Annotated in this window: 20 protein-coding genes and 2 pseudogenes; 6 read left to right on the top strand and 16 right to left on the bottom strand. The window is 69.0% G+C overall.

Annotation, left to right across the window (positions count from 1 at the left end):
* Together G9373_RS22745 and G9373_RS48245 are read right to left on the bottom strand one after the other, a co-directional pair.
* A pseudogene (locus G9373_RS22745) lies at positions 1-475 on the bottom strand (hypothetical protein); the annotation flags it as partial.
* Positions 476-522: 47 nt separating this feature from the next.
* Positions 523-909 (bottom strand): annotated as a pseudogene (locus G9373_RS48245) (two-component sensor histidine kinase); the annotation flags it as partial.
* Positions 910-925: 16 nt separating this feature from the next.
* Here G9373_RS48245 and G9373_RS22735 point away from each other — a divergent pair.
* Positions 926-1,354, top strand: coding sequence for a hypothetical protein (locus tag G9373_RS22735; RefSeq protein WP_005258429.1), 429 nt, complete (start codon positions 926-928; stop codon positions 1,352-1,354).
* 28 nt (positions 1,355-1,382) lie between these two features.
* Here G9373_RS22735 and G9373_RS22730 read toward each other — a convergent pair whose 3' ends face one another.
* Entirely contained in the window at positions 1,383-2,165 is a 783-nt protein-coding gene (locus tag G9373_RS22730; protein WP_005258431.1) for a TIM barrel protein, read from the bottom strand.
* 5 nt (positions 2,166-2,170) lie between these two features.
* Complete coding sequence (locus G9373_RS22725; protein WP_005258433.1) at positions 2,171-3,226, bottom strand: Gfo/Idh/MocA family oxidoreductase; 1,056 nt, start codon at positions 3,224-3,226, stop codon at positions 2,171-2,173.
* A gap of 140 nt (positions 3,227-3,366) precedes the next feature.
* On the opposite strand from G9373_RS22725, the gene G9373_RS22720 reads away from it, so the two are divergent.
* Entirely contained in the window at positions 3,367-4,392 is a 1,026-nt protein-coding gene (locus G9373_RS22720) for a LacI family DNA-binding transcriptional regulator (RefSeq protein WP_037204354.1), read from the top strand.
* Between the two features lie 43 nt (positions 4,393-4,435).
* Here G9373_RS22720 and G9373_RS22715 read toward each other — a convergent pair whose 3' ends face one another.
* The 3 genes from G9373_RS22715 to G9373_RS22705 form a co-directional block, all read right to left on the bottom strand.
* Positions 4,436-4,816 carry a VOC family protein gene (locus G9373_RS22715; protein WP_005258437.1) on the bottom strand — a complete coding sequence of 127 codons (381 nt, stop codon included), beginning with the start codon at positions 4,814-4,816 and terminating at the stop codon, positions 4,436-4,438.
* Between the two features lie 79 nt (positions 4,817-4,895).
* Positions 4,896-5,261, bottom strand: a complete 366-nt coding sequence (locus G9373_RS22710; RefSeq protein WP_120659594.1) for a VOC family protein — start codon at positions 5,259-5,261, stop codon at positions 4,896-4,898.
* Positions 5,262-5,270: 9 nt separating this feature from the next.
* Entirely contained in the window at positions 5,271-6,191 is a 921-nt protein-coding gene (locus G9373_RS22705) for a LysR family transcriptional regulator (protein ID WP_005258441.1), read from the bottom strand.
* Between the two features lie 123 nt (positions 6,192-6,314).
* Between G9373_RS22705 and G9373_RS22700 the strand changes: the two genes are divergently transcribed.
* The 3 genes from G9373_RS22700 (at position 6,315) to G9373_RS22690 (ending at position 9,377) form a co-directional block, all read left to right on the top strand.
* The gene (locus G9373_RS22700; RefSeq protein ID WP_005574611.1) at positions 6,315-7,625 is read left to right on the top strand and encodes a citrate:proton symporter; all 1,311 of its coding nucleotides are present in this window, start codon (positions 6,315-6,317) and stop codon (positions 7,623-7,625) included.
* Between the two features lie 61 nt (positions 7,626-7,686).
* Positions 7,687-9,060, top strand: a complete 1,374-nt coding sequence (locus tag G9373_RS22695) for an acyclic terpene utilization AtuA family protein (RefSeq protein WP_120659595.1) — start codon at positions 7,687-7,689, stop codon at positions 9,058-9,060.
* Complete coding sequence (locus G9373_RS22690; protein WP_120659596.1) at positions 9,057-9,377, top strand: hypothetical protein; 321 nt, start codon at positions 9,057-9,059, stop codon at positions 9,375-9,377. The genes G9373_RS22695 and G9373_RS22690 overlap by 4 nt, the downstream gene beginning before the upstream one ends.
* Before the next feature lie 4 nt (positions 9,378-9,381).
* On the opposite strand, the gene G9373_RS22685 is transcribed toward G9373_RS22690, so the two are convergent.
* The 7 genes from G9373_RS22685 to G9373_RS22655 are packed head-to-tail and all read right to left on the bottom strand — an operon-like array spanning position 9,382 to position 15,803.
* Complete coding sequence (locus G9373_RS22685) at positions 9,382-10,776, bottom strand: AMP-binding protein (protein WP_120659597.1); 1,395 nt, start codon at positions 10,774-10,776, stop codon at positions 9,382-9,384.
* The gene (locus G9373_RS22680) at positions 10,769-11,371 is read right to left on the bottom strand and encodes an energy-coupling factor transporter transmembrane protein EcfT (protein WP_005574607.1); all 603 of its coding nucleotides are present in this window, start codon (positions 11,369-11,371) and stop codon (positions 10,769-10,771) included. Before G9373_RS22680 ends, G9373_RS22685 begins: the two co-directional genes overlap by 8 nt.
* A complete protein-coding gene (locus G9373_RS22675) occupies positions 11,368-12,048 on the bottom strand; it encodes an ABC transporter ATP-binding protein (protein WP_005258449.1) in 681 nt (226 codons plus the stop codon). Before G9373_RS22675 ends, G9373_RS22680 begins: the two co-directional genes overlap by 4 nt.
* A complete protein-coding gene (locus G9373_RS22670; protein ID WP_120659598.1) occupies positions 12,045-13,172 on the bottom strand; it encodes a thiolase family protein in 1,128 nt (375 codons plus the stop codon). Before G9373_RS22670 ends, G9373_RS22675 begins: the two co-directional genes overlap by 4 nt.
* Positions 13,169-14,290, bottom strand: coding sequence for an AMP-binding protein (locus G9373_RS48240; RefSeq protein ID WP_120659599.1), 1,122 nt, complete (start codon positions 14,288-14,290; stop codon positions 13,169-13,171). The genes G9373_RS22670 and G9373_RS48240 overlap by 4 nt, the downstream gene beginning before the upstream one ends.
* Positions 14,287-14,871 carry a biotin transporter BioY gene (locus G9373_RS22660; protein ID WP_120659600.1) on the bottom strand — a complete coding sequence of 195 codons (585 nt, stop codon included), beginning with the start codon at positions 14,869-14,871 and terminating at the stop codon, positions 14,287-14,289. The genes G9373_RS48240 and G9373_RS22660 overlap by 4 nt, the downstream gene beginning before the upstream one ends.
* Before the next feature lie 41 nt (positions 14,872-14,912).
* Complete coding sequence (locus G9373_RS22655) at positions 14,913-15,803, bottom strand: EamA family transporter (RefSeq protein WP_005566210.1); 891 nt, start codon at positions 15,801-15,803, stop codon at positions 14,913-14,915.
* 83 nt (positions 15,804-15,886) lie between these two features.
* Here G9373_RS22655 and G9373_RS22650 point away from each other — a divergent pair, with 83 nt between their 5' ends.
* Positions 15,887-16,765, top strand: coding sequence for a LysR family transcriptional regulator (locus G9373_RS22650; protein ID WP_007299151.1), 879 nt, complete (start codon positions 15,887-15,889; stop codon positions 16,763-16,765).
* On the opposite strand, the gene G9373_RS22645 is transcribed toward G9373_RS22650, so the two are convergent.
* Positions 16,762-17,763: a sugar phosphate isomerase/epimerase gene (locus G9373_RS22645; protein WP_054246492.1), complete on the bottom strand. Its 1,002-nt coding sequence runs from the start codon at positions 17,761-17,763 to the stop codon at positions 16,762-16,764. The genes G9373_RS22650 and G9373_RS22645 overlap by 4 nt on opposite strands.
* Positions 17,764-17,828: 65 nt before the next feature.
* Positions 17,829-19,007 carry a Gfo/Idh/MocA family oxidoreductase gene (locus G9373_RS22640; RefSeq protein ID WP_120659602.1) on the bottom strand — a complete coding sequence of 393 codons (1,179 nt, stop codon included), beginning with the start codon at positions 19,005-19,007 and terminating at the stop codon, positions 17,829-17,831.
* Between the last annotated feature and the right edge of the window lie 283 nt (positions 19,008-19,290).

Below are 19,290 nucleotides of genomic sequence, written 5' to 3'. Positions count from 1 at the left end.
CCCCGATCCCGTCACCGACGGCCGCCGGGAGCGTCGCCCCGGAACTTCCTGCGCTGCCGCCGTATCCGGGACCACAGGCAAGCCCCGCCGGGCTCGACCCGTCGGATCCGAACACTCCCTGTCCGCCGCCCTGCGCGAACGAGCCGTAGCCCGACGGTGTCGCCCCGCCGCGCGCACCGCCTCCCGGCGCTCCCGCATCGCCGCCGGGCGACACCATCCCGCTCGCGGTCGACGCGCCGCCGCCTCCTCCGGCCGCGATGACCAGCGGCAGTTCGATTCGATGCGGAACCAGCATGCTCGACCTTCCGGTATCGAGGACGACGGCCGAAAAGCCTCCCCCGTCACCGCCGTTGACGTTCGGCGGAGTGGTGTTGCGGCGCCAGTCGGTGGTGCCGCCGCTGCCCCCGCCGCCCTCGACCTGCGTCAGAGCGTCCGACCCGCCGCCGTGCCCGTTCTCGCCGACCCGGACGTACACCGTCGATCCCGGAACGAGCCACGCGTCACCACCGGGTACCGCTCCCCGGCGATGACGACGACCGCCAGGAACGGACGCGGAAGCACTACCCCCGGTCTGATCATGTCTCCCGCAACGGGGGTCACCGCGGCGACCAGGCCACACAGCAGGACCCACCCCGGCGGCACGAAGCCGTTGCGTTGCGCGACAGCCGCACCGGCGATGGCAACGACGGCGATGTGCGCGAACACCGGCACAGCGAGCGGGTAGTCGTACTCACTCTCCGCCACGCGTCGACGAAAAAATGCCGTCACCTGCACACGACCAGCGTAGGCGAAGACCCACCCGCAGCGCGTCCTCTCCGGAGCGGAGACACCCTCCGCCCACGGTAGGAGACGAGAACGCGACCGTGGCACGGCGAAACCGCTGCCGCGAATCCGTAGCGTTGCCGTCATCAACGGAACTACGGAGGTGGCCGAGATGTCGTGGAACGATTTCCGTGCACGCCGGGCGGTGCTGGAAGAGATACTGGCGCGGGCGCACGCCGACCCCGCACTGGCGTTGCGGTTCGACGAAGTACCCGGCGCAATCGAGCTTTTCGGCTCGGCCGACAACATCCTGCTCTCACTTCAGCACCGGTGGAGCAATCACCTCGCGGCCCGCCTCGACCAGGCGGTCGAGGACGGCACTCCTGTGAATTCGACGCGGAAAGCGCTGGCCGCCGAGCAACCGGCGTTGCGCGCGCTCCTCGACACCGCGGCCGCGTCCTCCCTGCCGTTGCGCGGGTCTCAGCGCGCGGAGCAGCGGATGATCGAGGCCCACCACACCGGACGCCTGTCCGGCCACGGGATCGAGCAGCGACCGATCGGCGCGCGAACGCCGACGATGACCCCCGCGTGACAGACGGGTAGCTAGCCTCGGGATTTCGCTAAGGGTGCGCGAAGGCCGCCTCGAACGCGTCGAGCGCGTCGTCCGGATCGTTCTTCGCCCACCCTTCGAGTCCCACGACGCCGGTGTAGCCGATGTCGCGGAGGGCGGCGGCGACAGCCGGGTAGTGGATTTCGCCGGTTCCGGGTTCGCAGCGTCCGGGGACGTCGGCGACCTGGATCTCCCCTATGTAGGGCAGCGCCTTTCGGACGAGTTCGATGAGGTTCCCCTCGCCGATCTGGGCGTGATAGAGATCGAGATTCATGCGTAGGTGTGGGCTGTCGACGGCCTGGACGAGAGCGAGAGTGTCGGCCGCGGTCGCGAACGGGGTACCGGGATGATCGACGGCGAGGTTGAGGTTCTCGAGCGTGAACACCCGCCCCGCCTGTTCACCGAGTTCGGCGACCTTCCGCAGAGTGTCGGCGGCGGTGAGCCACATTGCGGGCGTGACCGTTTCGACCGGCCGGACGGGCAGGCCCCGGTTGTCGAGTCCGGTTCCGTGCAGGTTCAACCGCGGGCAGTCGAGCCGTTTCGCGACGTCGAGGGACTGCTGCGCCGTGGTGAGCAGGGCCTCGATGCCGTCGGGTTCGGTGAGGTTGCCCTCCAGATAGCCCGTCATCGAGGAGAATTCGGCGCCGACGGCGGCGAGAGCGTCGATGTCCTTGGTGGACCAGTCCCAGATCTCGACCTGGAGTCCGCGTTCGGCGATGCTGTGCACGCGGTCCAGGAACGGCAGGTCGAGGTAGAGCATTTCGGCGCTGGCGGCGAGCGTGTACGTGGCCATCGGTGTCACCCGTCCAGGTCGACGGCGGAGCCGGTCTCGACGCTGCGGATGGCGGCGAGTGCGATCGACAGCGCGGTGCGGGCGTCCTGGCCTGTGACGACGGCCGGTGTGTGGGTGCGGATCGCGTCGACGAAGGCGGTCAGTTCCCCCACGTACGCGGAGTGCAGGAGGTCGGTGTCGCGGCGCGCGGTGTCGGCGTGCAGCCCGTCGGGGCCGTAATAGGTCATGTCGGTGCTGAGCCCACTGCCAGCGGTGACCATGCCGCCGGAGCCGAATACCTCGCCGCGCACGTCGTATCCGTACAGCGCGCTGAAGCTCGCCTCCGCCGTGGCGATGGCACCGTTGTCGAATTGGACGGTCACCACTGCGGTGTCGAGGTGGCCCGCGCCCTTGGCGTCCGGTCGCACCAGGGCGTCGGCGACCGCGTGCACCCGCACAGGGCGTGCGCCGGGGTTGAGGAAGCAGAGCGTATCGAAGTCGTGAATGAGCGTTTCGAGGAAGATCGTCCACTGCGGAACGCGTGCCGGATCAGCGGTGTACGGCCCGGGATCGCGGGTCAGCGAACGTAGCAACTGCGGGGTTCCGACCTTCTGCGCGTCGATCGCGGCGCGCGCGGCGGCGAATCCGGGAGCGAATCGGCGATTGAACCCGACCTGCAGGACGATGCCGGCGTCGGCGGCCGCCGCGATGGCGCGGTCGGCGTCGGCGAGGGTCACTGCCATCGGCTTCTCGACGAACACGTGCTTGCCGGCGGCCGCGGCCGCGACGACCAGGTCCGTATGACTCCGCGCGGGGGCGGTGATCAGCACCGCATCGACCTCGTCGCTGGTGAGGACGTCGTCGACGGTCGTGGTGGCGAGCGGCGCCCCCAACGCCGTGGCGAGACGCTGCGCGGACTCGCCGACCGGGTCGCTGACCGCGACGAGCGACGCCCCGGGAACCAGACGGGCCACGATCTCCGCGTGATTCGAGCCGATGCGCCCGGCACCGATCAACGCGATGCGTACCGGGTGGGAAGCGGGCGCCGTCGAGTGGACGGTTGCGGCTTCGGTGAGTGACATGGGTGCGCTCCAGTGCAGTGGAAGGGGAGGTCGAGGCGAACTAGTACGTTCTAGTTCTAGACCGTAGAACTCGTGCGATCATTGGTCAAGAGCAGCTTCGAGCGAAACGGCACGGGGCCCGGAAGACAGGAGCCGTGCACGTGGTCGAACCGGTGGCGGGATCGACCGGTGGCGCTCGTCCGACAATGGGCGACGTCGCGCGCGCAGCAGGAGTCTCCACAGCGCTCGTCTCGATCGTGATGCGCGGCGTTCCCGGCGCCAGCGAGGCCACTCGCAGGCGCGTGCTCGACATCGCCGACGAGATGGGCTACGTGCCGGATCGGCGCGCACAGAAGTTACGCCAGGCCAGTTCCCGGCTGCTCGGCGTCGTCTTCGAACTGCAGCAGCCGTTCCACGGCGACCTCGTCGAACAGATCTACGCCGCGGCCACCCGCCGGGGATACGACGTGATGCTCAGCGCGGTCGCCCCGAGCCGTGCCGAGAAGGTCGCCGTCCAGGCGCTCATGCGGGAGCGCTGCGAGGCCGCGATCCTCCTCGGCACCCGGTTCGACACCGATGCGCTCGGCGCCCTGGCCGATCGCGTGCCCACCCTCGTCGTGGCGCGCGCAAGCGGCCTGCCCGGAGTCGGTGCCGTGCGGGGCGACGACGTCGCCGGAATCACCCTGGCCGTCGACCATCTCACCGAACTCGGGCACCGGAACATCGCCCACATCGACGGCGCCGACGCGCCCGGTGGTGCCGACCGGCGGGCCGGTTTCCTGGCCGCGATGCACCGGCACGGACTGTCGGCTTCGGCAACGGTCGTGGCGGGCGGCACGACGGAAACCGAAGGCGCAGAAGGCATGCACAAACTTCTGGAACTGCCCACTCCCCCGACCGCCGTCGTCGCCTTCAACGACCGATGCGCCACCGGCGTGCTCGACCTACTGGTCCGCCGCGGCCGGGACGTGCCCGCGGACATCTCCGTCGTGGGCTACGACGACTCCCGCCTGGCGCGGATTCCGCACGTGCAGATGACGACGATCTCGCAGGACGCCACACACATGGCCGAAGCCGCCGTCGACGGAGCGCTGGCTCAGATCGCCGGCGACAAGGCGGTCGACCTCGTGCTCGCGCCGCACCTCGTTCGCCGCGCGACCACCGGCCCTGTCGCACACCACGACTGAGGTCAGGAGCCTGCGAATGTGTCGAGATTGCGACCGATGAGCATCAGAGTGGGCCCAAGCGGGCCCTGAGCAGGCAGAACTCATTGCCTTCGGGGTCGGCCAGGACGTGCCACTGCTCCTGCCCTGTCTGGCCGATGTCGGCCGGGCGCGCACCGAGCTTCAGAAGGCGGTCGAGCTCGGCGTCCTGATCGCGGTCGGTGGCGTTGACGTCGATGTGCAGCCGGGATTTCCCCTTCTCCGGCTCATCCCTGCGGCTGAGGATGATCGTCGGCTGCGGACCGCCGAACCCTTCACGCGGTCCGATCTCCACCGAGCCGTCGTCCTCGCGATCGAGCACGACGAAGTCGAGGACCTCGCACCAGAACCGCGCCAGCACCTCAGGGTCGCGGCAGCCGAGCACGAGCTCACTGATACGACATGCCATTAGCGACACCTGCTCTCAGCACGGCCGTCGGCCATGCGGTAGGGAAACCGACTTCGAGACGACAGAGATCTGCCGGATACTAGGCCGACGACCAGACACCGAGTTCGTTGCCACTCGGATCGGTGAAGTAGAAGCGGCGCCCGCCGGGAAAGTCGTACGGGCCGTTGACGACGGTGCCGCCGGCCGCCCACACCGCATCCACCGACGCGTCGAGATCCACCGAGTACAGCAGCACCAGCGGCCCGCCTGCCGGCTTCCGTTCCGGCACCTGCAGCAGGCCGCCGACCTCCTCTCCGTCCGCACCGACGATGCCCGCGTACTGCGGGCCGTAGGAGTTGAACTCCCAGCCGAATGCCGAGCGGTAGAACGCTTCCGCGTCCGCGAGGTCCGTGACCGACAACTCCACGTAGTTCAGTCGATGATGATCTGCGGCAGAACGTGACATGCCGGAACTCTAGCCGGAATCGGCTCCTCGATCAGGAGTTCGGTCGGCGAGAAGCATGTTCACGAAACCGCGGGTGCTCGCCGTCTGGGGTCGGCCGGCGACCTGGACGAGTGAAATGGTGCGTTCGACCGTCGGCTGCAGCGGTATGTGGACGAGACCGGCGAACGAGATCATGGGAAGCACGAGTTCGGGCACCGCGGTGACACCGAGCCCGGCCGCCGCCAATCCCGCTACCGCGCCGATGTTCTGCGCCTGCATGACGGGTCCGAGTTCGATGCGGGCGTCCTCGACGGCCCGGCGGACGGGCGCCGCGATGCTGCTCTCGGGTCCGAACGCGATGAACGGCTGTCCGGCGAGATCCGACCACCGGAGTACCGGCCGATCGGCGAACGGATGCGTCGGCGCGACGGCGCAATAGAAGGAGTCGCTCGTCAGAACGTCCTGTTGCAGGCCGGGCAGAATCCCCGAGGTGGTGACCAGGGCGAGGTCGACCGTGCCCGAGTACACGGCGTCGAGAACCTCCTGCCGCAGTCCGTCCCGTATCTGGAGGCGCACGTCGGGGTGCTGCTCGCGGAAGCTCACCACGTACGGGGGAAGGAACGTGGCCGCGAGCGAGGGCAGGCATGCCACCGTCACGATTCCGCGGTCACCGGTGACGAATCGTTCGATCTGTGTGAGCCCGTCGTCGAAGTCGTGGAGCATCCGCCGGGCGTGCTCGATGATCTCGTGCCCGTGCGTGGTCAGCTCGACGCGGCGCGTGGTGCGTTCGAACAGCGTGACGTCGAGTCGGCGCTCGGCCTCGGCGACCGAGCGGCTCAGCGAGGACTGAGATACGTCGAGTGCGTGGGCCGCCGAGGTGAAGCTCGCGTAGTCGGCGATGGCGACGATGCTCCTCAGGTGAGAAATCCCGAGATTGATGCTCATGCGCATCAGTATGGCCGGTATTCATGCGCTGGATATTCATGACTTGAACTCATGAATCGATCATTCATTGATATTTGACGCGCAATTGTGAGGCGCGCGACACTGAGACTCCATTTCGAAGGAGGTCACATGGTTGCCGCGCTCGGGTTCGCCACGATCGCTTGTTTCCTGGCGCTGGCGTTCAGCCGCCGGGTCTCGGTGCTGGTCGCACTGATCCTCGTTCCCGTCGCGTTCGCGATCGTGGGCGGATGGGCACCCGACCTCGGGGAGATGGTGGGCGACGGTCTGCTGAAGGTCGCGCCCGTCGCCATCATGATCGCCTTCGCTGTCCTGTATTTCAGTCTGATGGTCGACGTGGGACTGTTCGACCCGGCGATCCGCCGGATCGTCCGGTGGGCAGGCGGCAATCCCACCAAGATCGCCGTCGGAACCGCGGTGCTGACCCTGCTCGTCGCGCTCGACGGCGACGGAACCTCGACCTTCCTGATCACCATCTCGGCGTTGCTACCCATCTACCAGAAGCTCGGGATGCGCCCGGTCGTCCTGACCGGCATCGTCTGCCTTGCCGCGGGACTGATGAACATGATTCCGTGGGGCGGCCCGACCGTCCGCGCCATGGCCGCGCTCGACCTGACCAGCGCCGACATCTTCACGCCGGTCCTGCCCGCGATGGGGGCCGGGGTCCTGTGGGTCCTGTTCGCCGCCTACATGATCGGCCGCGTGGAACGTAAACGGCTCGGCGTCACCGAACTGATATCTCCCGGCGGCGGTGGTCCCGGCACGCCGCACGTGTCCGACGCGCCGGTGCGCACCGGTCGCCAACGGGCGGTGATGGCGTTCAATACCGTGCTCACCCTCGTTCTGATCGTGATCCTGCTGTTCCAGCTCGTGCCGCTGGAGGTGGCATTCGCCATCGCATTCGCACTCGCGCTCGCCGTCAACCGCCCGAAGTGGGACGACCAGCAGGCCCTGTTCGCGAAGCACGGCGGCAACGTCACCATGGTGGTGGCGATGATCCTCGCGGCAGGCGTGCTCACCGGAATCCTCAACGGCACCGGGATGATCACCGCGATGGCGCAGACCTTCGTCTCGTGGATTCCGCAGTCCGCCGGCTCCCTGATCCCCGTCATCACCGCCGTCACGTCGATGCCGCTCAGCCTGGTCTTCACCCCGGACGCCTACTACTTCGGCGTCGTACCGGTGCTCGCGGAAACCACCGCATCGTTCGGAGGCGACCCCGCGGAGATCGGCCGCGCCGCCATCCTCGGCCAGATGACCACCGGATTCCCGCTCAGCCCGCTGACCGCCGCGACGTTCATCCTGATCGGACTGAGCAAGGTAGACCTCGGCAAGCACCAGCGGTTCATCTTCGGCTGGGCCTTCGGAACCACGATCGTGATGACCGTCATGGCGCTGCTCACCGGTGCCATCTCGCTGTAATCGTCCGCACCCCAGGCCGGCCCACCCACCACACGTCGAACAAGCAAAGGACTTCGAGCCAGTGACACCATCGAGCACCCGCGGCAGCGCTTCGCGGAGCGTGCGACTCGGCGCCGGATCCGGGTTCTCCGGGGATCGCATCGACCCCGCCGAGAAACTCGCCCGGCACGCCGACCTCGACTACCTGATCTTCGAATGCCTCGGCGAACGCACCGTTGCCGCCGGAAACTCTCGCCGACTCGAGAACCCGGACGAAGGATACGATCCGCTCCTCGGCGCACGCATGCGCGCGGTTCTCCCGCACACGCTCGCGTCCGGGACCACGGTGATCACCAATGCCGGTGCCGCGAACCCTCTCGCCGCTGCCGAATTGGTCTCCGGCATCGCGTCCCGGTCCGCCGACCGGCAGGTGCGCGTCGCTGCCGTCACGGGCGACGCGGTGCTCGAGCAGGTGCTGCGCCACGACCCCGTCGTGTGGGAGACCGGGAAACGCCTGTCGGAGCACGACGAGGAACTCGTCTCCGCGAACGCGTACATCGGCGCGGAGGCCGTGATCCCCGCACTCGAACTGGACGCCGACGTCGTCGTCACCGGGCGTCTGGCCGACCCCTCCCTCTACGTCGCCCCACTCGCCCACCACTTCGGATGGGACCTGGCCGACCACGAAACCATCGGCGCCGCAACCGCGATCGGGCACCTGCTCGAATGCGCCGGACAACTCACGGGCGGGTACTACGCGGATCCCGTCACCAAACCGGTGAAGGGTATGGCCGATCTCGGTTTCCCGTTCGCCGACGTCCTCGCCGACGGATCGGCGACCTTCGGCAAACTCGACGGATCCGGCGGGATACTCACCGAACGAACCTGCGCCGAGCAACTCCTGTACGAGGTGGGAGATCCCACGTCGTACCTGACCCCGGACGTCACCGCGGACTTCGGCAACGTGTCGTTCACCAGCGTCGGACCCGACCGGGTCGCCATCGCGGGTGCGACGGGGCGCCCCCGGCCACAGCAGCTGAAGGTCACCCTCGGGTTCCGTGGCGGCTGGCTCGGTGAGGGGCAGATCAGTTACGCGGGACCGCGCGCCTATCCCCGTGCCCAGCTCGCCGCGGACATCGTCACCGAACGTCTCGTCGACGTGCACGGCTTCGCCGAGGGCGCCGTCTCGGTCGAATACATCGGCGCCGGTGCCGCTTTTCGCGGACTCGATACGGACACCGCTGCCCGCGAGGTGCGCGTGCGGGTCACCGCCCGCGCACGCACCCGCGAGGAAGCCGGCCTCGTCGGCTGGGAGGTGGAAAGCCTGTACACCAACGGACCGGCCGGCGGCGGCGGCGCCCGACGGTCGTCGACCGAGGTACTCGCGATCCGCTCGTGCACCCTCCCCCGCGATCTAGTGCCCACCCGAGTGCATCTCACGGAGGTTTCGACATGACCCCGCCCGCAACTGTTCAGAAGATCGACACCCTTGCCGATGTCCGCGCCGGCGACAAAGGCGACACCCTCATCCTCGCCGTGCTGGCCCGGGACCGGGCCGCCTACCGGCTTCTCACGCAGAGACTGACCGAGGACGTCGTCGCCGCCCACTACGGTGAGCTGATCACCGGACCGGCCCGGCGCACCTGTCAGCCGAACCTGATGGCGATGGTGTTCGAGTTGCCCGGCGTCCTCGGCGGCGGCGTCACGGGTTCACCGGCACTCGACGGCCACGGCAAGACGCTGGGCTACCACCTGCTGAGCCTCGAAATCTGACGGGCTACGCGGGATTCCGGTTCCGAGAGGCTGCCAGGGTGGTGGCGAGCGCCTGACGATCGAGCTTGCCGCGCGGTGTGCGCGGCAAGCTGTCGACCGCGAGAACCTGAACCGGCATGCTGGGGCTGGGTAACGTGGCGCGCAGATGCCGCCAGATCTCGCTGGAACTCGGCCCGTCGCCGTCCACCACGATCGCGGCGGCCGGTGCCTCGCCCATCCGGCTGTCGGGCACTCCGATGCACGCAGCCTCCGAGATCCCGGGGAGTGCGGTCAACGCCGCCTCGATGGCCGCGGGTTCCACATTGAGCCCCGCCCGGATCACCGTGTCGCTGTCGCGGCCGAACAACTGCAGGCTGTTGCCCGCGACCCTGCCTCGGTCCCCGACGGTCATCCACCCGTCGGCGGGGCCGTTCACCACGCCGTCCTCGGTGAGGTAGCCGTCGAACAGCATGTCGCTGCGCACGTGAACGAGGCCCGCGCGAATCGCTGCGTCGACGCCGTCGAATAGTTCGCCTGCCGCATGTTCGTCGGCGGCGCCGAGACCCCGGTCGAAGGACACGAAGCTCAGTTCGGAGGCGCCGTAGAAGTGCACGAGCGACGCCTTCGGCAACACTTCCTGCAGCGCCTCACGCCCGGTGCGCGGCCACCGGGCCGCCGACGACAGCACCTCACGGACGCTGCCGACCGGACCGATGCCCGACCGCACCACATCCCAGGCGATGGTGGGTACCGAGTACAGATGTGTCGCTGCGTCGCGCAGCGAGTGGGTGACCGGTCGCAGATCCACCGTCGCACCGCGAGTGAGGCCGTGCAGCGCGCCGTACAGGAAATGGGTGTGGTCGAGAACTCCGGGCACCGCCACGCGATCCCCGCTGCCGATGTCGAACGTCGCGTCCGATCGGTCGAGGGTCGTGGCCCACGATCGCTGGTTGCGCACGAACAGCTTCGGCTCACCGGTGGTGCCGGACGTGATGCCGACCAGCAGTTCGGTGCCGGGACGCGCCCGGCCTGCGGCGCCGTCGGATTCGAGGCTGTCCGCCGTCTCGACGGTCCCGTCGAATCCCAGTCTCCGTAGCCTGGTGTGCTGGTGCGGCGCGGCCACCACGGCGCCGGGTTTCGCGAGCTCGAGCACCCGCGTCAGCTGCGCGGGCAGGAGATGCCGATGCAGCAGCACGACGCTGACTCCCGCGTGCATCGCCGCCGTCACCACGACCAGCGACCCGACATCCGACGTCGGCAGCACGGCGACCCGGTTCATGCCGTCGAGCCCGGCGGCGGTGCGTGTGACCCGCGACCAGAACCGGCCGTAGTCGACGGTCTCGCGTGCGGACACGACCGCTGTCGTCTCCGGGTTCTCGGCGGCCCGTCGAGCGACACGCTCGGCGAGCAGCTCAGTCATCGTCCACTCCCCGTGCGACGAGGGCGTCGCCCATCGCATCCGCGGTCCGGAGGGCGCGGACCAGAACCGGTGTGGCCAGCGCCGTCATCGACCATTGCAACCCGCGTGCCTTCCGCGCCTGCGCCACCTCCTGCACGATCCCCGTCAACAGCGGGATACACCGGATCGCCAACGCGAGCAGGAGTCCGATCCGATCCGGGTCGACCCCGAACCTCCGCAGGGGCCCGAGTGCGCGCGACACCGTGTCGAGCATGTCGGTGACCCGGGTGGTGAGCGTGACCAACGCGGCGAGCGCCACCGAGATCAGCAGCACCCCGCACACGACGACCGCCCGCGCGGGCGACGTGATCAGCACCTGGAACACGGCGATGATCAACAACATCCACACCACCGGGCGCAACTGCGCCACGGCGACCCGCCACGGAATGGAGGCCACCGCGAACAGCAGTCCCACCGCCAGGACGACGACGCCGACCTCGAGCGGGGTGCGCACGAACACCGTGGCCGTGACGATCGACGCGATCAACAGCAGCAGTTTCAGCCCGGCGGGCATCCTGTGCAGGAGCGAGTCGCCCGGGCGGTACAGGCCGATCATTCGACCAACTGCCGGTACGCCGGGACGGCGTCGTCCGGGCTGCCGTCGAACGCGACGAGACCGTCGTCGATGACGATGACCCGTTCGAAACTCTCCAGCAGCGCCAGTTGGTGGGTCACGACGATCACCTGCTGGTCCATCGAATCGAGCGCTTCGGAGACGACGCGCGCGTTCCGCAGATCCAGCAGCGTCGTCGGCTCGTCGGCGATGACCACCTCGGGCCTGCGGATGAGGACGGCGCCGATGGCGAGCAGCTGCTTCTGGCCCCCGGACAGCAGGTGCGCGGGGTGATCGGCGTGCCGGTCGAGCCGGAACCGCACCAGGATCTCCTCGACGCGACCGGCGATCTCCTGTTTGCTCAGACCGGACCGGCGCAGCGAGAACGCCAGGTCCTCGGACACCGTGGGCATGACGATCTGGGTGTCGGGGTCGGTGAACACGAACCCGACCTTGCGGCGCACCTGCGCGCCCTTCCTGGCGGCGTCGACACCGTCGACCGTGACCGTGCCGGAGGTGGGCTTCAGCAACCCGTTGATCATGCGCGCCAGGGTCGACTTGCCGGAACCGTTGGAACCGATGATGCCGACGCGGCGCTCGGAGAAACGCAGGTCGACGCCGCGCAGCACCGGGCGGTCCCCGAAGGCGTGCGTCACCGAATCGAAGACGATCTCACTCACGACACACGCTCCACGAGCATCGCGATGCCCTGTCCGCCGCCGATGGCGCAGGCCGCCAGCCCGAGCGCGGGTCCGTCCTCGCGCAGCATCTGACTTGCCAAGCGCACCAACAAGATCGCCCCCGAGGCGCCCCACGGGTGCCCCATGGCGATGGCGCCGCCCTGCGGGCAGATCACAGATTCGTCCAGGCCGAGTTCGTCCGAGACCGCCAGCACCACCGACGCGAAGGCCTCGGTGATCTCGACGACGCCCAGATCCGCCACGTCGCATCCGGTCCTCTTCAGGAGTGTGCGGATCGCGGGAACCGGTCCGAGTCCGGGCAGCGCCGGGTCCGATCCCGCGACGGCCGAGCCGAGAATTCGCAACGCAGGCAGTCCGGCGGCCAGCGACTCGGTCGTCACCGCCAGCACGGCGGCACCGTCCGAGATGCCGCACGAGTTGCCCGCCGTGGCCGTTCCGCCGGCACCGAAACTGGGGCGTAGCCGCGCGAGCCTGGCCTCGGTCATGCCTGCGCGAATGCGCTGGTCCCGCTCGATGTCACCGATCGGCACGATTTCCGACGAGAAGTCGGCGGCTGCGGCGAGCGTGTGCGACCGCGCCGCGTACGCATCCTGCCGCTCACGGCTGATGCCGCGCACCCGCGCGAGATCGTCCGCGGCCGCTCCCATGTCGGGGTCGGGGAAGCCCTCCGGCGCAAAGGGAGCGCGGGTGTAGCGCACCGGATCGGCGCCCCCCGCCGCCGGCCAGAACCGCCACGGCGCCGTGCTCGCCGACTCGACGCCGCCGGCCAGAATCAGCTCGTCGGCGCCGCTGCGCACACGGAGCGCGGCCTGCATCACCGCGTCGAGTCCGGAACCGCACTGCCGGTCGACGGTGACACCGGGAACCTCCACACCCATCCCCGCCTGCAGGGCCGCGACCCGCGCCGGATCACCGCCAGGCCCGAGGCAGTTGCCGAGGACGACGTCGTCGACCTCGGCATCGATACCCGACTCCCGCAGCGACGTCAGAACCTCGCGGAGCACGGGGGCGGCCAGGTCGGTGGTGGTCAGATCGGCGAACCCGTGCCCGGCATTGCCGATCGGCGTGCGGCGCGGCGCCACCAGGACAGGGACAGAGCTCATGCCAGCCAGTCTCTCACTCGGCCTCGGGCGACCTTGCCACTGGCAGTCCGCGGCATCGCCTCGATCGGCACCCAGCGGCGGGGCAGGGCTTCCTTCGTCAGCATCCGCCGTGCTCGGGAACGGACGTCGCCGATCTCCGCGGTGCCGTCGAGCTCCACCACGGCGGTGACGGTCTCCCCGAGCACCGAATGCGGCGATCCGACGACGGCGGCCGCGGCGACACCGTCGAGCGTCCCGAGGATGCGCTCGACGTCCTCGGCGACCACCGTGGTGCCGCCGACATTGATCGCGGATTCTCCCCGGCCGCGCACCGTCAGCTCGCCGTCGTCACCGAGTTCGGCCAGGTCACCGACACCGAACCACTCCGGGACTCCGATCACGCTGTACGGCGACCGGACGTACAGCAGACCGTCGCGGATGTCGGCGTCGACGCCGTCCAGCAGCCGGAGCGGTTCGGGCACCCGGCGCGCCGCGACGAGGGAGAGTTCCGCGGCGCCGTAGTACTCGACGATCCCGATGCCGTCCGCCACCGCGCGGGCGCCGTCGTCCAGGGCGGTCCCGGCGACGATCGCCGTGCGCAGCTTCGGGGCCTTCCCCACCACCTCACGGAGAACGGCGGGAACGGCGTGCACCACCGTCGCCCGGGACGGGTCGTCGGTGACGCACGCCCCACGCCAGAGTGCGTGCACGGCGCCGAACAGGTGCATCGTGGCGTGCAACGGGCCGGTGATCAGCACATGGTCGGTCGCGTCGATGCCCGTGATCGCGGTGAAGGCGGGGAAGCTGTCGAACCAGGAGGCCGCGGTGCGCGCGAGCGGACGCGGCCTGCCGGTGGAGCCGGACGTCGCGACCAGCAGAAACGCGGACGGCGGAATCACCGCGCGGTCCGGGCGCGCGTCGGGGTTCTCGACGATCACCGCCGTCCCCTGCCGCGCCGACGCGCACACGCAGATCAGGGCGTCCGGGACCGGCAGCGTCGACGCGTCGTAGGCAGGCGCACCCGGGCCGTGCTCGAGGATCCATCGGTCGATGGCACGGTCGAGTTCGGCGTACGTGTAGGTGCGGTCTTCGAAGTCGAGAGCAGGCTGATCGCCGGAGCCGCCGAGTTCGGAACTCACGTACGGATCAGGCCGGGGTACGCGCGATGCACGCTCTTGGCGACCACGGTCGCGACGACGACCTTGAGCAGGTCGCCGGGGATGAAGGCGAAGTTGGTGGTGATGGCGGCGCCGACACCCAGATCGGTGCGGAGCAGGAGTCCGACGGTGCCGAAGACGTAGATGACGACGATCCCGCCGAGGGCGTTGATCAGCAGACCGAGCGCGATCGGGTACTTCGGCAGGATCCGAGCGGTGAGGAGACCGATGATCAGCGTCGCGGGCATCCAGCCGATGAGGTACCCGGCGCTGGGGCCTGCGAGCGCGGTCAGTCCGGTGCGGCCACCGGACAGCAGGGGCAGGCCGATCAGGATCAGTGCGATGAAGACCGCGACGGCGGCTGTGCCCTTGCGAGCGCCGAGCACCGCGCCGGCGAGGATGACGCCGAGCGTCTGCAGTGTGATCGGCACTCCGCTGAAGCCGACCGTGATGGCGCCGGGCAGACCCAGCGCCGCGATCAGCGCGGCGAACACCGCGATCTGCGCCATGTCCCGCGCTGAAATACCGAGCCTCGACACCCGAGCACTCTCGACACCTGCCATGACGACTCCTCTTGCTTCAAACTTGAACGACGTTCAAGGTATCAGGTCGGCGCGGACAACGGTGCGGCAGACTCCGCGACGTCGCCCTCGTCGGGCGTCGTGCGCGCCCCGGCCCGCGCTGCTCCGATCCCCGCCGCGACGACGAAACAGATCCCGGCCACGGCCGCGTGGTCGGGAACCTGATGCAACACGACGAGCCCGATGATCAACGCGAACGCCGGTTCGAGGCTCATCAGGGTCCCGAATGCCGCCGTGTTCAGCCGGCGCAGGGCGAGCATCTCCAGCGTGAACGGCACGACCGGCAGCAGTATCGCCAAACCCAGCCCGATGATCAACAGGTCCGGCGTCATCTTTCCGAGCATCGACGGTCCACCCACGGCAGTCGCGACCAATCCGGCGACCGGCATGGACACCGCGAGCCCGTTGAGACCGGCCACCTCGTCGCCCACGCGCTGGGTGAGCACGATGTAGAGGGCCCAGCATGCGGCCGCGCCCAGTGCGAACAGGATTCCGACCGGATCGACACCGCCGGCCCAGGGTTGCGTCAGCAGCAGCACCCCGACGGCCGCCAGCGCCGGCCACTTCAGGCGACCGCGTCCGTGCAGAACAGCGACGCCGAGGGGACCGAGGAACTCCAGCGCGCTGGCGGTTCCCAGCGGGATCCGGTCCACCGCGGCCATGAACAGCAGGGTGACCGCCGCCGTGACCACCCCGAGCAGGACACACGCGCCGAGCGACGATCGCGTGAACGCCTTCGGACGAGGCCGCACGATCACGGCCAGCAACACCCCCGCCCATGCCAGGCGCAACCAGGCGGCGCCCTCGGCGCCGACGCGTTCGGACACGCCGACGGAGATCGCGAGTCCGCTCTGTACGCACAGCATCGAGGTCAGCGCCATCGTCGCGCCGACGTGGGTCGAGTTCCTGGTCATGTCTGCATTGAAGGACACCTCGACCGTTCACGTCCACGTGACTTTCATGGACAAACCGTTCGGATATCGCGAACAATGCGTGGGTGGATACCCGACGCCTGCATCTCCTGCTCGAGCTCTCCCGCCTCGGCTCCATGCGTGAGGTCGCCGAGACACACCGGCTGACCACCTCGACCGTCTCCCAGCAGATCGCCGCACTCGCGAAGGAGACGGGTGCGCAGCTCGTCGAACCGACCGGCCGCCGGGTGCGGCTCACTCCGGCCGGTCGCCGGCTGGCCGACCACGCCGTCACCATCCTGGCGGCCGTCGACGCCGCCCGGCTCGACCTCGACCCCCACGCCGAGCCGGTCGGCACCCTGCGCGTCGGGGGCTTCGCGACGGGCATCCGGGTGTCGCTGCTCCCGGTCGTCGCCGAACTGGCACGCACCCACTCGCAGGTGGACGTGGTGATCAGCGAATACGAGCCGGTCGAGGCGTTCGCATTGCTCGCCGACGACGAACTCGATCTCGCCCTGACCTACGACTACAACCTGGCACCGGCATCCCCGGGCACCGCGCTCGAGGCCGTCCCGTTGTGGTCGACTCCCTGGGGACTCGGCACCCCCACGCCCGCCGAGAACGGACCCGCAGACGTCGCCGCCTATGCCGGTTCGCCCTGGATCGTGAACTCCCGCAACACCGCCGACGAGGACGCCGTCCGCACCCTGGCCTCGCTCGCGGGTTTCACACCGCACATCGCCCATCAGATCGACAGCCTCGACCTCGTCGAGGACCTCATCGCCGCCGGCTACGGGGTGGGCCTGCTGCCCGCCGACCGTCCCACGCGCAAGGAAGTCACGGTCCGCCCGCTCACCAACCCGAAGGTCGTGCTGACGGCCTACGCCGTGACCCGCCGCGGGAGGTCGACCTGGCCGCCGCTGCGCCTGGTCCTCGACCGCCTGGCCGCCGTCACCGGTTTCTAGCGGGAGGCCACGGCGGAAGCCGCGTCCTTCAGGGTGCGGGCCGCGACCTGCAGTCCTTCGAGCTGTCCCAGTTCGACGTCCTCGTGTTCGATGTTGACCGCCATGTCCGGGTCGACCCGCTGCAGGGCGGCGAGGAAACGGGACCAGAAATCGACGTCGTGTCCGCGACCGACGGCGACGAAGTCCCACGCCGAGTCCTCGGGCCACTTGTTGACCACGTGTTTGCCACCGAGCCCGGTGGGGTTCTGGTCGGCCGGGATCCGGGTGAACCGGTCGTCGAGAACACCGTAGATCTTGCAGTTCTCGTTGATCCGGGTGTCCTTCGCCGCGGCGTGGAACACGAGGTCGCCGAGCCAGTCGACCGCGGCGACCGGATCGATGCCCTGCCAGAACAGGTGCGACGGGTCCATCTCGGCGCCGACATTCGTCGCACCGGCCTTCTCGACCAGACGCTTCAGGGTCGGCGGGTTGAACACCAGGTTCTGCGGATGCATCTCGATCGCGACCTTGACACCGTTCTCACGGGCGAGCGCGTCGATCTCCTTCCAGAACGGCACCGCCACCTGATCCCACTGATAGTCGAGGGAGTCGAGATAGCCACTGTCCCAAGTGTTCACGTGCCATGCCGGCCACTGGCCGCCTGCGTGCGCGGCGGGCAGCCCGGACATCGTGACCACCCGGTCCACACCGAGCAGGCCGGCCACCTTGATCGCGTTGCGCAGGTCCTCGGCGTCCTCGGGGCCCACCTCGGGATCCGCGTGCAGCGGGTTGCCGTTGCAGTTCAGGCCGGCGATGGAGACGCCGGTCTCGTCGAAGACCTTCAGGTACTCCTGCGGTGACACCTCACCGGAGAGGAGTTCCTTGACGGGCAGGTGCGGGGTGGGCAGAAATCCGCCCGCGTTGATCTCCGCGCCCTCGAGCCCGAGGGACGCGATGGTCTCCAGCGCCTCGCGCAGGCTGCGGTCGTGCAGGACGGCGGTGTACACACCGAGTTTCATGAGGGTTCCTTGCGTGGTGGGAAGAAGTTGCGGTTCAGTGGGTTTGCGGTTACGGGGTTTGGGGTTCAGCCGATCTTGACGGCTGCTCCGTCGGCGCGGGCGGACTCCGCGACGGCGGTGACGATCTGCATGCCGCGCAGCGCGTGGGCGAAGGACGGCAGCGGGCCGAGGATGTCGATGCCGGCGATCTGGTCGAGGAACGCCCGGGCCTGGTAGGCGAAGAACTCCGCCTTGCCGTGGCCGACGCCGCCGGCATCCATCGGCAGGCCACCCTGGATGTACGGGTGCTGCGGACCGATGATCACCCGCCGCTGACCGTTCACGGTGCGGTCGAGGCCCTCGCTGGACACCGAGAATTCCGCGGCGCGAGCCAGGTCGAACGCCGCGGAGCCGGACGTCCCGAACAACTCGAAACCGAGTCCGTCCGGAAGCTGATGCGCGACACGGGAAGCGGAGAACGTGCCGACCGCGCCGTTCTGGAAGCGCGCCGTGAACGTCGCGAGGTCCTCGTTCTCGACGGGTGCCATCTCACCGGTGGTCTCGGCCTTGGTGTGGCCGTAGGTGACTCCGGCAGGCACGGGACGCTCCGTGATCACCGTGGCGAAGGTCGCGCCGCTGATCTCGACGATCGGACCGCACACGAATTCGGCCATGTCGAGCAGGTGGCTGCCGACGTCCGCGAGCGCGCCCGTTCCGGGACCGCCGCGGTACCGCCAGGTGATCGGCGAGGCGGGGTCGAGGCCGTAGTCGCACCAGTAATGCCCGTTGAAGTGGATGATGTCGCCGAGGCGGCCCGTCGCGAGTTCGTCACGGATCGCCTGGATGGCCGGCGACCGGCGGTAGGTGTACCCGACCGTCGCGATCGTGTCGGCATCCGCAGCGGCCGCGACCATGGCCTCGGCGTCCGTGATGGACCCGGCCAGGGGCTTCTCGCACAGCACGTGCTTCCCCGCGGCGAGGAGCCCTTCGACGATCTCCCGGTGCAACTGGTTGGCGACGACGACGCTCACGGCGTCGATGTCCGGCGATTCGGCGATGGTCTGCCAGCTGTACTCGGCCCGCTCGTACCCGTACCGCTTCGCGGTGTCGTCGGCGACGGCCTGGTTGGTGTCGGCGATCGCAACCAGACGCACGTCGGGGCGGTCGGTTCCGAACAGCGTCGACGCCATGCGATATCCGGCGGCGTGTGCTCGTCCGGCCATGCCGCCGCCGATGACGGCGACACCAATCGAGTGGGAAGTCATGAGTGGAAGCCTTTCGGTGTGATGGTGACCCGGCGGGAGTGCAGGTCGGCTACCCGCAGACACCCGCACGGATGAGTGAAGACGCCCTCCGGCTAGTTCGGTCTATTTAACCGGTCTAGTACGACTACTATGAGCTGAATCACGACACCCTGTCAAGCCCCGACTCGGCGATCCGGGCCAGCGGGCCGCACCCCTTGACGAGCACCCTTGGCGTGCAGATATTGAATGCAATTTCACTGAAATCTCTTCAGTGAATGCGAAGTCGGGAGGACGTATGGAGGTC

The organism is Rhodococcus sp. A14, assembly GCF_011603105.1.
Classification (GTDB): Bacteria; Actinomycetota; Actinomycetes; order Mycobacteriales; family Mycobacteriaceae; genus Rhodococcus_F; species Rhodococcus_F opacus.
Note: the sequence above shows the minus strand (reverse complement) of the source record. Positions and strands in the feature narration are given on the sequence as shown.

Bases quoted from the DNA above. Each gene is read 5' to 3' on its own strand.
- G9373_RS22730 (WP_005258431.1), bottom strand. From the start codon at position 2,165: ATGGCCACGTACACGCTCGCCGCCAGCGCCGAAATGCTCTACCTCGAC.
- G9373_RS22725 (WP_005258433.1), bottom strand. From the start codon at position 3,226: ATGTCACTCACCGAAGCCGCAACCGTCCACTCGACGGCGCCCGCTTCC.
- G9373_RS22715 (WP_005258437.1), bottom strand. From the start codon at position 4,816: ATGGCATGTCGTATCAGTGAGCTCGTGCTCGGCTGCCGCGACCCTGAG.
- G9373_RS22710 (WP_120659594.1), bottom strand. From the start codon at position 5,261: ATGTCACGTTCTGCCGCAGATCATCATCGACTGAACTACGTGGAGTTG.
- G9373_RS22705 (WP_005258441.1), bottom strand. From the start codon at position 6,191: ATGCGCATGAGCATCAATCTCGGGATTTCTCACCTGAGGAGCATCGTC.
- G9373_RS22700 (WP_005574611.1), top strand. From the start codon at position 6,315: ATGGTTGCCGCGCTCGGGTTCGCCACGATCGCTTGTTTCCTGGCGCTG.
- G9373_RS22690 (WP_120659596.1), top strand. From the start codon at position 9,057: ATGACCCCGCCCGCAACTGTTCAGAAGATCGACACCCTTGCCGATGTC.
- G9373_RS22685 (WP_120659597.1), bottom strand. From the start codon at position 10,776: ATGACTGAGCTGCTCGCCGAGCGTGTCGCTCGACGGGCCGCCGAGAAC.
- G9373_RS22680 (WP_005574607.1), bottom strand. From the start codon at position 11,371: ATGATCGGCCTGTACCGCCCGGGCGACTCGCTCCTGCACAGGATGCCC.
- G9373_RS22670 (WP_120659598.1), bottom strand. From the start codon at position 13,172: ATGAGCTCTGTCCCTGTCCTGGTGGCGCCGCGCCGCACGCCGATCGGC.
- G9373_RS22660 (WP_120659600.1), bottom strand. From the start codon at position 14,871: ATGGCAGGTGTCGAGAGTGCTCGGGTGTCGAGGCTCGGTATTTCAGCG.
- G9373_RS22655 (WP_005566210.1), bottom strand. From the start codon at position 15,803: ATGACCAGGAACTCGACCCACGTCGGCGCGACGATGGCGCTGACCTCG.
- G9373_RS22645 (WP_054246492.1), bottom strand. From the start codon at position 17,763: ATGAAACTCGGTGTGTACACCGCCGTCCTGCACGACCGCAGCCTGCGC.
- G9373_RS22640 (WP_120659602.1), bottom strand. From the start codon at position 19,007: ATGACTTCCCACTCGATTGGTGTCGCCGTCATCGGCGGCGGCATGGCC.